8 protein-coding genes are annotated in these 12,734 nt (G+C 72.5%); 4 read left to right on the top strand and 4 right to left on the bottom strand.

What is annotated here, in order from left to right; genetic code table 11:
- Positions 1-26 precede the first annotated feature (26 nt).
- From ABTX78_RS24705 to ABTX78_RS24695, 3 genes are read left to right on the top strand one after another with little or no spacing between them, the layout of a single operon-like run.
- Positions 27-3,737, top strand: a complete 3,711-nt coding sequence (locus ABTX78_RS24705) for a tetratricopeptide repeat protein (RefSeq protein ID WP_352208967.1) — start codon at positions 27-29, stop codon at positions 3,735-3,737.
- Positions 3,734-4,933 (top strand): GlnX family signal transduction membrane protein, encoded by a 1,200-nt coding sequence (locus ABTX78_RS24700; RefSeq protein ID WP_352208966.1) that lies wholly within the window; start codon positions 3,734-3,736, stop codon positions 4,931-4,933. The genes ABTX78_RS24705 and ABTX78_RS24700 overlap by 4 nt, the downstream gene beginning before the upstream one ends.
- Positions 4,930-6,216, top strand: a complete 1,287-nt coding sequence (locus ABTX78_RS24695; RefSeq protein ID WP_352208965.1) for an extracellular solute-binding protein — start codon at positions 4,930-4,932, stop codon at positions 6,214-6,216. The genes ABTX78_RS24700 and ABTX78_RS24695 overlap by 4 nt, the downstream gene beginning before the upstream one ends.
- An 88-nt stretch (positions 6,217-6,304) precedes the next feature.
- On the opposite strand, the gene purU is transcribed toward ABTX78_RS24695, so the two are convergent.
- Both purU and ABTX78_RS24685 read right to left on the bottom strand, forming a co-directional pair.
- Positions 6,305-7,156: a formyltetrahydrofolate deformylase gene (purU, locus tag ABTX78_RS24690; protein ID WP_352208964.1), complete on the bottom strand. Its 852-nt coding sequence runs from the start codon at positions 7,154-7,156 to the stop codon at positions 6,305-6,307.
- 77 nt (positions 7,157-7,233) lie between these two features.
- Positions 7,234-7,680: an SCO4402 family protein gene (locus tag ABTX78_RS24685; protein ID WP_352209017.1), complete on the bottom strand. Its 447-nt coding sequence runs from the start codon at positions 7,678-7,680 to the stop codon at positions 7,234-7,236.
- A gap of 173 nt (positions 7,681-7,853) precedes the next feature.
- Here ABTX78_RS24685 and ABTX78_RS24680 point away from each other — a divergent pair, with 173 nt between their 5' ends.
- Complete coding sequence (locus ABTX78_RS24680; protein WP_352208963.1) at positions 7,854-9,176, top strand: ABC transporter substrate-binding protein; 1,323 nt, start codon at positions 7,854-7,856, stop codon at positions 9,174-9,176.
- A gap of 234 nt (positions 9,177-9,410) precedes the next feature.
- Here ABTX78_RS24680 and ABTX78_RS24675 read toward each other — a convergent pair whose 3' ends face one another.
- Positions 9,411-11,087 carry a hypothetical protein gene (locus ABTX78_RS24675; protein WP_352208962.1) on the bottom strand — a complete coding sequence of 559 codons (1,677 nt, stop codon included), beginning with the start codon at positions 11,085-11,087 and terminating at the stop codon, positions 9,411-9,413.
- A 131-nt stretch (positions 11,088-11,218) separates the two neighbouring features.
- A complete protein-coding gene (locus ABTX78_RS24670) occupies positions 11,219-12,601 on the bottom strand; it encodes an NsdA family TPR-like regulatory protein (protein WP_352208961.1) in 1,383 nt (460 codons plus the stop codon).
- Positions 12,602-12,734 lie beyond the last annotated feature (133 nt).

The following is a 12,734-nucleotide window of genomic DNA, read 5'->3' as shown; positions in this document are numbered from 1 at the left end:
GTTCGCTGTAGTTATCGTTGAGCAGTATGAGGGAGCCGTTGCGTACGTCCAACTCATCGTCGCAAGAGGAAAGTTGGCGGGTCTGCCTGTTCCGTACGCAGAACCGTTCCGGACGTCCGCTGGGTGCGGGGGTGCTGCTCCCCGGAGGACTGGTGCTGACCTGCGCCCACACCGTGCTGTCCCGGCCCGGCCTGGACGGCAGGCGCATCCCCTTCGACACCGTGTACGTCGACGTGCCGGCCGCCCCGGGACCGGAGCCCGAGCCGCTGCGGGCGCGGGTGCTCCAGGAGTATCTGGTCGAGCCCACCACCGAGTTCGCCGGCGATCTCGCGCTGCTCAAGCTCGATCACGAGCCGGCCGTGCCGCACGCCGTGCTGCACCGCCAGGTGCCGGGGCCCGGCAACCCCGTCCATCTGACCGGCTACCCGGAGGACCTGCCGGGCGGCGAGCATCTGACCGCGCGGCTGATGGGGCGCGGCGGCCCCGGCCACCGGGCGGAGTGGGTGCAGCTCGACCCCGAGGGCGCGCCCTACACCGTCCGCCACGGTTACAGCGGCAGCGGTGTCGTCCACAGCGGGTCGCGGCGCCTCCTCGGCATCCTGGCCCATCAGTTCGGCACACCGAAGGCCCCGGTCCGCCGCGAGCACGCGTACATGATCCCGACCGAGACGGTGCTCAAGCATCTGCCGCTGGAGCGGCTCGGGATCACCGTCACCGGGCCCAAGGCCGTCTCGGCCGGTGTCGCCGTGGCGCCCGAACGGACCGCGTCCGGCCGGGTGCCGGGGCTGCACCGCCGGATGACGCACTGGCTGGACGGCGCACCGGACACGGACCCGGTCGAGGTGCTGTTCGCGGGCGAGGGCGAGCAGGCGCTGCTGTTCACCATCCGCAGCGCCCTCACCCTCGCCGACCGGGAGCAGAGCCCGCCCTGCGCCTCCGGGAGCACGGCGGGGGAGCCGCAGATCGGCGGTATCGACATCGCGGTGGACGCCACCAACCGCACGGCCGACGAGCTCGCCGGGCTGACGGCCGAACGCATCGGCCTCGACAGGGCTCCGTCCCCGGGCGGCTCGCGTACCGCGCTGCTGGAACGCATCGCCGAGGAGAGCCCGCCGCTGAGCACCGCGTTCCTCGCCGTCGACCGCTCGGCGTCGCCGGACGAGGAGATGGTGGCTCTGCTGCGCGCCGTGCTCGCCCGGGACGACAGCCGGCTGCTCCTCGTCTTCAGCGATCCGCAGTCCCCGCTGCTGGAGCGGGTGCGCGATGAGCTGCTGGAGGCGGGCTGGCCCGGCACCCGCGTCGAGCGGCTGGCGGTCCGGCTGACCAGGCTGGCCGAGACCGAGCAGCGCTTACGGCACCTCCCGCCGTCCGCGGCGCTCCCCCACCCGCGTCCTCCCGGGGAACAGTCACGCCGGCTGCGGGACGAACTGCGGCGGCTGCGCGAAGGCGGCCCGCTGCACGGCACGAAGGCCCTCCCGCAGGCGCTGTTCCAGCTCACCGTCGCCGTCGAGACCGCGCTGCTGGAGGCGGAGAACGCCGAGGCGGCACTCGCCGGGCCGCGGGGACCGCGGGACTTCGCCGTGGAGCTCCCGGGCGACGGGCTGACCGATCTGCCGTCCGTGGCCGTGCGCGACCCGGACGCGCTCGTCATCGCGTCCACCGGACACCATCTGACGGGCGGCGACCGGCTGCACCAGCAGTACGAGGTGGTGGGCCCGCTCGGTCAGGGCAGCCACGGCCAGGTCTATCTGGCGCGCGATCTGCTGCTGGACAATCGCCCGGTGGCCCTGAAGGGCATCCTCGACCCGGGCAATCCCGTCGCGGTGCTCCAGGCGCACCGGGAGCGGCTGCGGCTGGTCAGCCTCAACCATCCGTCGGTCATCCGGGTGGTCAACTACGCCCGGCATCCGTCGACCTCGGCGGAGTTCATCGTGATGGAGTTCGCCGACGGCGCTCCGCTGGAGTGGGTCGCGGCACGCATCGCCCAGCACGACCCGCCGTTCTCCGGGCCGCGGCTGCGGGAGTTCATCGTCGTCTACGGGCTGCGGATCCTGGACGCGCTCAGCTACCTCCACGACCAGGAGGGCCTCGTCTACGGGGACCTCTCCCTCACGAACGTGCTGCACTGCGGCAACGGCATCAAGCTCATCGATGTCGCGGGCGTCCGCAAGCCGGGCGATCCGGGTCCCGTCAGCCACCGGCCGCCGGAGACCGGCCCCGGCGGGGAGATGACCACCGCGGGCGATCTGTACGGAGTCGGCGCCGTGCTCGGCGACCTGCTCACCAAGGCCCCGGCGCCCCCGGCCGATCTCGGCACGGAGTCGCTGGAGCGGGCCCTGCGCCGCGCGGTGGCGCCCGACCCCAAACGGCGCTACGCGTCCGCCGACGAGATGTCTCTCCAACTGCGCGGTGTCCTGCGTGAGTTGCGCTCACTGCGGCTCGGCGAGGAGACGTTCGAGCCGTCGCCGCTGTTCGACCCGGGGGCCTCGGCACTCGACGGCCAGCTCGGCCAGGCCCCGCCGCTCGTGCGCTGGCGCTCCGGCGGCGGCCTCGCCCTGCCGCTCGGCGCGGGCGTGCCGGGACCCGCCGAGGTCGCGGTCGCGCTCCCGGTGCCGAAGGCGGACCGCGAGGACCCCAACTGGAAGGAGCTCCAGCGCACCTCGTACGCCGACCCGGCCGGACTGCTCCAGCTCAGCGACGAATGGCTGGGCTCGCCCGAACTGCATCTGCTGCGCTGCCGGTTGCATCTGGAGCTCGCCCGTGACCAGGCGCGGCAGCCCGACAAGCATCTGGTCGCCGCCGGGATGGAACTGGAGCGGGCGCGCCGGCTGCTCGGCGACCGCGCCCGCTTCGACTGGCGGCTGGACTGGCACCAGGGCCTGAACGAACTCGCGCACGGCCGGCTGCGCCAGGCCCTGAACTGCTTCGACGAGGTCTACAGCGCGATCCCCGGCGAGTACGCGCCCAAACTCGCCCTCGGCTACTGCCACGAGAAGCTCGCCGACCTGTGGCGGTCCGGCGAACCGCGCACCGCCGAGCACGAGGAGCAGCGCGACCACCACGAGGAGCAGGCCATGCGGTTCTACGACGCGGTCTGGCGGCGCAACCACGCTCTCGGCAGCGCCGCGTTCGGTCTCGCCCGCATCCATCTCGCGCGCCGCAGCCCCGACCGCGCGCTCGCCTCGCTGGACGGTGTCCCGCCGGACTCCCGGCACCGCACCGCGGCCCGCACCGCGATGGTCCGCATCCACGCGAGCCTGCCCGCGGACGGCTCCGCGCCGAGCACCGCGTCCGCGGTGCGGGCGTACGCCGCCCTGCGCCGGCTGGTCAGTCACGAAGGACTCACCGACAGGCAGGCGTACGAACGGCTCACCGCGGAACTGCTGGAGCTGCTGCTCGAACTGGTCCGCGGCGCACGGGAGAAGGGCACGGCCGTAGACCCGCTGGCGGAGCTGCGGGCCGCGCTGCCCGCCGCGGCGTCGGTCCCGGCGAGCGAACGGGAACTGCGCGAGCAGCTGTCCGCCTGCTACCGCCGGCTCGCCAAACAGGTGCCCCGCACCGACGACCCGGAGGACGCCGCGCTGGCCGAGGCGCTGCTGGACAACGCGTACCGCACCCGGCCGCTGGGCGTGCGCCATCAGCGGGACCGGCGCACCCGTGAACGTGCCCGCCGGCCCGCCGGTGACTGGTTGCCCCAGCTGGTGCGGCGGCCCCGGACGTCCGGGGAGGAGACATGACCGCGCTGCGGCCGCCCCAAGCGGCCGAGGAGGCGCCCATCCGGTCCCGGCCGGGCAGCCGGGCCGCGCCGCGGCTGCGCGCGGCCCGCGCCCGGCTGCGGCCGGCCGCCGTGCGTGCGCTGCACGCGCTGCGGCGGCTGTTCCCCGAGCTGTGGCTGCGGGCGTCGGGACGGGCGGGCGGCGGCACCCCCACCGCCGGATTCCTGCGCCGGCGGATGGTGGTGCTGCCGGCGCTCGCCGTGGTCGCCCTCGCGCTCTCGGGCGCCGCGTACACCGACATCCACGACCGTACGGAACGGCTGCGGGACCGGTGCGCACCGGCGCTGGTGGACCTGGCCCGCGCCCGCACCTCGCTCGAACTGGCCCAGGAGCAGGCCAGTACCCGGCTGAACACCGGTGACCGGCCGGGCATGGTCGCGCTCGGCGAGACCTACCGCTCCCGGCTCACGGAAGCCACCCAGAGCCTCGGCCGCGTCGCGCAGTCCGGCGCCCTGCGCAAGGCGCAGGAGCAGGAGTTGCGGGTGGTGTCCGGCCTGGTCGTCGGCTACGGGGACAAGATCGCCTGGGCCGAGCGGCACCGCGCGACACCCGTGCTGCGCAAGGCCGGTGTCGCCTACGCCGACGACATGCTCCGCGGTCGCGTGGGCACGGTGTCCGACAGTGACGAGTCGCCGCCCACCTCCATCCTCGACCGCATAGCCGGGCTGGAGCGGGGCCTGCACCACGAGATCGACGACCTGGCGGCATGGAGCCCGCTGACCCTCACGGCCGCGGCCGCGGCGGCCCTCGCCACCGCCCTCTTCGCGTTCGTCCTCGTCGGCACCTCGGTCTTCCTGCGCGACCGGCTGCGGCTGGTGAGCGTGCAGCTCGCGGCGGCCGCGGTGCCCGTGCTGGTCACCCCCGTCCTGCTCGCGGCGGCCGGGGTCGAGGAGCACGGCGCACAGGACCAGGTGCGCAGGGACCTCGGCGTACTGGAGCGGATCACCGCCGGCCGTGAGGCGCCGCGTCTGATCGAGGCCACCGCACATCGGACGGACACGGTGATGCGCGGCGCCACCCCCGACACCTGGTCGCTGACGGCGGGCATCGCGTCCGCCGCCGCCGGGACCGGGGCGCTGGCCTGCGGTGTGACCCTCTACCTCTACGTCCGCCCCTATCCGCCCGCCCGCCCACGACGGAAGTACCCGGACGCATGAAGCGCTTGAGGGCCCTGTTCGCCTGCATCCTTCTGACCGCGGCGGCGGTGACCGCGGGCGGCTGCTCCGACCCGGCCGAGAAACGCACCCTGGTCATCCTCGGCTCGTGGACGGACGGCGAGGAGAAGCCGTTCGTGGACGTGCTGCGGAGCATGGAGAAGCGGACGGGTCTCACCTATGTGTACAAGGGCACCCGGTCGTTGCGCGAGACGCTCGTCGCCCAGCTCCAGGCGGGCGCGCCACCGGACATGGCGATCCTCAACAGCCCGGGGGACGCGGCCGAGTTCGCCCTCGCCGGGGATGCGTACCCGCTGCCGGAGGAGGTGTCGGGCGCCGCGGTCCCGCCGTGGGCCCCGACGGTCACCGTCGAGAACGAGCAGGGCGAGGCCCGTACCCGCGCCTACTGGGCGCCCGTCAGGGTCGACCTCAAGTCCCTGGTGTGGAGCCGCGGGAAGCCGGCCGGGCAGGCGACCGGGGAGCGCCCCTGGTGCCTCGGCCTGGGTTCCGGGGCGACATCGGGCTGGCCGGGCACCGACTGGGTCGAGGATCTGCTGCTCCAGCAGATGGGCGCGACGGAGTACGAGCGGTGGGCGACCGGCGGGATGCCGTGGAAGAAGACCGCGCCGGCCTGGCTGAAGTGGGCGGAGCTGATCGCGGACGGCAAGGGGGACCTCGGCGCGGAGGGGCTCAACTCCTCCTTCGAGCGGCTTCCGGACGGCCGCCGCGGGCTGCTGAAGAGCGGCCGGTGCGACTACGAGCACCAGGGGTCGTTCATCCGCCGCCACTACGACGACGAGGTGCCGCCGGTGCTGCCCACCCCGACCGCCCGGTTCCTCGGCATGAAGTCGGCGGATGCGGACGGCGCGTACGAGGTCTCGGGCGACATGGCGGCAGTCTTCAGGCCCAGCGCTGCCGCCTGGGACCTGCTCGGCCGGCTCACCTCCCGCCAGGCTCGCGAGGACTGGGTGAAGGCAGCGCCGCCGGGCGAGCGTCCGTTCTTTCCCGGGACCCCGGTCGGCGGCACCCCGCAGTCCGGCAGCACTCTGGCGGTCCAGCGGCTGATCGACGGCTCCCGTCAGATCTGCATGGACGCCTCGGACGCCATGCCGCCGACGCTGCGGGACGCGTTCTACCGGGCCGTCCTGGAGTTCCTGGGCGCCGGGGACAAGGAGAAGGTCCTGCCGGGGCTGCTGGACCAGCTGGAGGCGGAACGGAAGCTCCAGGAGAAGGAGAACGCCTTCGTCCTGGACGACCTCTGCGACAGCCCGGCGGCGGCACCGTGAGGCCCGGCCGCACCGGGGTCGCGGGCGGAGGTCAGAGGGGCGGGCGTCAGGCGTCAGGCGTCAGGCGTCAGGCGTCAGGCGTCAGGCGTCAGGCGAAGACGACGGTACGGCGGCCGTTGAGCAGGATGCGGTGTTCGGCGTGCCACTTCACCGCGCGGGCCAGCGCCTGGCACTCCACGTCGCGTCCGATCGCCACCAGCTGTTCCGGGGTGACCTCGTGGCCGACCCGCTCGACCTCCTGCTCGATGATCGGGCCCTCGTCGAGGTCGGCCGTCACGTAGTGCGCGGTCGCACCGATCAGCTTCACACCGCGCGCATGCGCCTGGTGGTAGGGCTTGGCGCCCTTGAAGCTCGGCAGGAAGGAGTGGTGGATGTTGATGATCCGGCCGCTGAGCTGCTTGCACAGATCGTCCGAGAGCACCTGCATGTAGCGGGCGAGCACGACCAGTTCGACGTTCTCGTCGTGCACCAGGGTGAGCAGCTGCATCTCGGCGGCCGCCTTGTTGTCCTTGGTGACCGGAATGTGGTGGAACGGTACGTCGTAGGAGGCGACGAGTTCGGCGAAGTCCGTGTGGTTGGAGACGACCGCGGCGATCTCCACCGGCAGCGCGCCGATCCGGGAGCGGAAGAGAAGATCGTTGAGGCAGTGGCCGAACTTGCTGACCATCAGGATGATCCGCATGCGCTCCTCGGCGAGATGGATCTCCCAGTCCATCTGGAAGGCGTCTCCGACGGCGGCGAAACTGGCGCGCAGCTTCTCCACGGTCACCGGCGCCTCGGCCGAGAAGTGGACCCTCATGAAGAACAGACCCGTGTCCCGGTCCCCGAACTGCTGACTGTCCTCGATGTTGCAGCCCGTGATGAAGAGATAGCTCGACACGGCGTGCACGATGCCCTGTTTGTCGGGGCAGGAGAGCGTCAGGACGTACTGGTCGGTCATCCTCGTAGGGTGCCATATCCGCCACGGCGCACCGGACGCCGTCCGTCAGACGGACCGGCCGGAGCGAGCGGGGCGGCTCAGGCCGACCGGGTCATGATGCGCAGCACGTCCAGCGAGCGCGGCGGCGCGTCCGGGTCGTCGCCGTCGTTGGCGGCCAGCCGTACATGCGCGTCACGGGCGGCACGGACCGCCTCCGGCCAGCCGTGGTGCTGCATATAGGCGGAGACGGCGGCGTCCGCGCCCACCTGGTGCATGATGCGCAGCACCCGCAGGACGGCGACGTCGACGAGGGCCGCCTCACTGGAGTCGCGGAAGATCGTGCCGACGTACTTCTCGGCGGACCAGTTGTCCAGCCAGGTGTCCTCGACCAGCCGGTAGACGGCGTCGGTGACATCGCCGAACCCCTCCCGGCCGGCCAGCCAGGTCTCCTGATGGAAGACGGGGTCGGAGAGCATGTGCAGCGCCGAGCGCACATTGCTGCGCCAACGCCACCAGGGCATGTCAGTAGGGGGCATGTCGCCCATGGTGGAGGAGCGACGCCCGCGACGGGAAGAGGGGACAGGACCTTGCTGCACGCCTTCGATCGTACGTTCCTTTCTCCGCCCGGCCGACAGGCCCCTGTAATTCACTTCCCGGTCACCCGCCGTTGAGCAATGCACACTGCTCCGTTACCCGGGAGACGGAAATGTGACGCAGCATGACCGGTTGGCGACGTTCCTCCTCCCCCCGCCCCTCATGGACCTCACGGGTTCGCGCCGTACGCAAACCTGCGGTGGCAGTGGTGGCCGGAACGTTGCTGGTCACCGGGTGCGGCGTGCTCCCTGGAAGCACGGGGGGCTCCAGGGAGCCCGTCAAGGTGATGACCTTCGCGCCGCAGGACACCAAGGCGACCAACATGCCCGGCATGCCCGCCATGGCGAAGGCGTACGCCCGCTGGGTCAACTCCCACGGCGGCATCGACGGCCACGAGCTGCGCGTCATTTCCTGCAACGAGCAGAACACCCCGACCGGCGCGGCCACCTGCGCCCGGCGCGCGGCCAAGGAGGGCGTGGACGCCGTCGTCGGCTCCTACAGCCAGCACGGCGACGCCTTCATGGCCCCGCTGGAGGCCGCCCGCATCCCCTTCATCGGCGGCTTCGGGATATCGGAGGAGGAGTTCACCAGTTACCTCTCCTATCCCGTCAACGGCGGTCAGGCCGCTCTGCTGGCCGGCCAGGGACTTCAGCTCGCGGACGTGTGCCGCCGGGTCGCCCTGGTACGGCCCAACTCGCTGGCCGGTGACGAACTGCCCGAGCTGCTGAACGCCGGCCTGGCCGGGTCCGGCGGACGCGCCTCGACCGACATCCTGGCGGCGGAGGACGCGACCGACTACACCGCGCAGGCCGAACAAGCCCGCACCAAGGCGGGCGCGGGAGCCGCGACGGACGACGACAACCGCCCCGGCTGCGTCACGGCGGCACTCGGCGACCGCACCGAGACCTTCATGGACTCCTTCCGCCGGCTCCCCGAGGACGACCGCAAGATCAGGGTCTCCTCGGTGCTGAGCAGCGTCAGCCAGTCGCTGATCGACCGCACCGGCGGACGCAACGGCCCGCTGGAGGGCGCCTTCCTCACCGGCTGGTACCCGGACGCGGCCGACGCGCGCTGGGACGAGATGAAGAAGGTGATCCGCACGCACGCCTTCGGCGACAACCGCATCGACCCGGCCGACGCCGGCGTGCAGACCACGTGGATCGCCTACACCGTGCTGAAGACGGTCATCCGGTCGCTCGACTCGGACGAGATCTCGCCCGGGAGGATCTCCCGCGCCCTCGACACCGGAGTACGGGTGTCGACGGACGGACTCACTCCGGCGCTGCGCTGGGAGTACGAGGACATGCTGGGCGTCTCCGGCTTGCCGCGGCTCGTGAACCGGGGCGTGACCTTCCAGGTCGTGCGCGACGGGCGGCTGGTGGCGCAGCGGGACAACTTCGTGGACGTCTCGAAGACGCTGACGGCGTCCGTGACCCGTTCGAGCTGACGCGGCCTCGCCGCCCGAACCGCCCGAACTGACCGAGTTGCCCGAATTATCAAGACCTGTCCGGCTTTCCTGCCCGGCTCCGGCTGACAGCTCCCGTGTCCCGGTCATCCGGGCCCATACGGATCCTCCCGACAGCCCTGATCGTCGAGGCCGTCCGGATCCGGCCGGCGCCGGCCTTCGCCGCCGCCCGCCGGACGCCCGTCCGGGGCCGCCGTTCGCCTACAGCCGGTCGGCCTACAGCTGGTCGCTGCGGCGCTCGCTGAGCTCGTACTTGGTCGCGATGGAGTTCCAGAGGCGGGACGCCTCCTGCTTGGCCTTGGTGGCCTCACCGCTGGCCCGGTTGCCCTGGGCCGCTTGTCCCGTGTTGCGGGCCCGGCCGTCCTTGCAGCCCTTGTCGCCCTTGACCTGCGTCGCCCAGACCGCGTAGTGGTCGTCCGCCGAGGCCGACGACTTCCAGGCCTCGTTGAGCGCGGCCGTCAGCTCGGAGTGGCGCGGCAGCTTGTCGACGCTCAGCCCTTCCAGCCGGGTCACCAGGCTGCGGCGCTGGTCCGCGGCCCCGCGAAGATCCGTGGACGCCTGGTCGAGGTCCTTGCACTGCTTGATGTTCTCCACCGAACGGATCACCGCCGCACGGCTGTTGTTGCTGTCGGCGAGGAGCTTGTCGAGCGCCTCGGCCTGCGGCTTCGCCGGATCGTCCGCGACCTTCGGGGAGTCGTCGCCGGGAACGGACGAGGACGCGGCCACGTTCTCGCCAGCGTCCGGGGCCCCCTTCTCGTCGTCACCGCCGAACACCACCGCGCTGACGCCGAGTCCGAGCACGGCGCAGCCGACGACCACGGCCGCGATGACCGGCACACGTGAGGACCTGCGCCGCCGCGACTCCGGCTCCTGCGGCTCGTGGGACGCCGCCCGGCGCTGCTGCGGGGCCTGCTGCTGGTACGAGGGCTGCTGCGGCCCGCTCTCGAAGCGGGGCAACTGCTGTGTGGCGTCGGCGATCGGGGCGCCCCCGGCGTCCGACCGGAACAGGCTGTCGAACTCCGCCGGGGGCTGCCGCTCGCCGGGCGTTCCGGGCCGGATACCCAGCGGTGCCCCGCTGGGCGCCGCCGGTACCGGCGGCAGGAACTGGGTGGCCGCCTCGCCCGCGCCGCCCTGCCCGGCCCGCGCTCCCGCACCGGGCAGCGGCCGGGTGCCGAGGAAGGTGGTGGACTCGGCCGACGTCTCGGGCGGCAGCGCGCCCGCCGTGACGGGCGGGATGAACTGCGTCGCGTCCGTGGCACTCACGCCCGGGGACGACGCCGGAAGGGCCTGCGGGGGCACCGCGTCCGGCAAGGGCTGCGCGGGGGGCAGCGGCTGTGCCTGGACGCCGTAGGTGACCTCCGGGGCCTCGTCCCAGCCGCCCCGGGGCCCCTGGGACTGCTGAGGGTCGTAGGGCTGCGGAGCGGGCTGCGCATACGGGTCGGGCCGGTACGGGCCCTGCGCGTGCTGCTGACCGCCGTGCTGGTCGGCCCCGTACCGGCCCTGTCCGTACTGGTCCTGCCCGTAGTGACCCTGGCCGTACTGCTGGTCCCGGCCGTACTGCGGGTCCTGCCGGGCTCCGTAGGGGTCCTGACCCTGCGGCTCCTGTCCGTACCGCTGCGCTCCGTACGGGTCCTCGCCCTGCTGCCCGAAGGCCGACTCGGGTCTGTGGTCCTGCCTGTGGTCATGCTGTCCGTACGCGTCGCCCTGCGCCTGCTGCTGCCCCTGCGACGGACCCCAGGGCTCGCCCCACGGCTGCCCGCCGGCCGGAGCCGCCTGGGCGCCGGAGGCACCTGGTATGAAAGGCTCTGACCCGTCGGCGGGCAGCACGACGCCTTCGTGCGCGGGCCGGGCAGCGGTGTGCCGCTGCTCGTCACCCTGTCCGCTGTGCGTCACCGGGACTCCTACGTGTGGACCTACGGAACCGTCGGTTCAAGCTACCGGGTCCGTCAGGCACCCCGCACACACGTGTGGAAGCAGTAACAAGAAGCGACCGCCCGACGCTGTTAAGGCCCTGATTCCGGTTCTCAGGCGGCCTGTAGCTCCATCCGCGCACCGAATTCACGGACCGCCGGCTCGTCCGCGTACGGCTCCAGACGCTGCTGGAGATCGTCCAGATACTCCGCGCCCCTGCTGGAGCGCAGCCCGCCCAGCAGCTCCACCGCGCGCGTCCCCGTGTGGCAGGCCTGCTCGACCTCACGCTGCTGGACCTGCGCCGTCGCGAGCAGGACCAGGCCGATGGCCCGCCGCCTCGCCCGCGATTCGGGGTGGCCCTCCAGCGCGTCCGTCGCATGGTGCGCGGCCGCTTCGGCCCGGCCCAGATCGCGGTAGCAGTGCGCCAGTTCGTCCGCGAGATAGGCACGGTCGAAGTGGGCGATCCACGCCGGGTCGTCGCCGGACCGCGGTTCGGCGCGCTCCAGCGCCGCCTGCGCCCTGCCGGCCACCACGTGACAGGTGTGGGCGTCCCCGAGGAGGGCGTGCCCGCGCGCCTCGGCCGCGAGGAACATCGCCTCGGCCCGTGGCGTGACATGGCCCCGGGCGCCTTCCTGTGCGGCCCTGGCGAGTTGGGCGATCTCCCGCGGGTTGCCCAGCTGGGCGGCGAGATGACTCATGGAGGCGGCCAGCACATAGCCGCCGTAGGCACGGTCACCGGCCGCCTGGGCGAGCCGCAGCGCCTGGATGTAGTAGCGCTGGGCGAGCCCGGGCTGTCCGGTGTCGACGGCCATGTACCCGGCGAGCTCGGTCAGCCGCGCGACGGCCGCGAACAGTTCGCGGCCGACGGATTCGCGGTACGACCCCGACAGCAGCCCGGACACCACGGAGTTGAGGTAGTGCACGACGACCGGACGGACATGGCCGCTGCCGAACCGGTGGTCCAGGTCGGTGAGGGCGGCGGTCATCGCTCGTACCGCCTCGACGTCCGAGACACCGACACGGGCGCCGGCGGTGCGCGCCACCTGGGTGTCCGCTCCGGTGATCAGCCAGTCACGGCTCGGTTCGACGAGCGCGGAGGCCGCGACGGCGGAGCCGGACAGGAAGTCGCGCCGGCCGACGTCGCTGCGCCACAGCTCGCAGACCTGCTCGATGGCGCCGAGCACGGTCGGCGAGAACTGGAGTCCGACACCCGAGGCGAGGTTCTTGCCGTTGGCCATGCCGATCTCGTCGATCGTGACCGTCCGTCCCAGTTTCCGCCCGAGCGCCTCGGCGATGATCCCGGGCGCCCGGCCGCGCGGCTGCTGGCCCCGCAGCCAGCGCGCCACCGACGTCTTGTCGTAGCGCAGGTCCAACCCGCGCTCCGTACCGACCATGTTGACGCGTCGTGCCAGCCCCGCATTCGAGCACCCGGCTTCCTGGATGAGTGCCTGCAAGCGTTCGTTCGGCTGTCGTGCGACGAGAGGCCTGGCTGCCATGACTACCCCCTGAGGCCCGCGGTGATCCACGCCGTGATCACTGCCCGGCTGATATACGGAGAATGCAGACTTGAGCGACTTGGTCTCTTTTTTCCGGAAGACACGTGTGGTGCGCGCTCCCCCGGCCGACGGC

Origin of the sequence: Streptomyces sp. NPDC096193 (assembly GCF_040302905.1) — a bacterium.
Taxonomy (GTDB): domain Bacteria; phylum Actinomycetota; class Actinomycetes; order Streptomycetales; family Streptomycetaceae; genus Streptomyces.
This window is presented reverse-complemented; position numbering and strand designations above follow the sequence as displayed.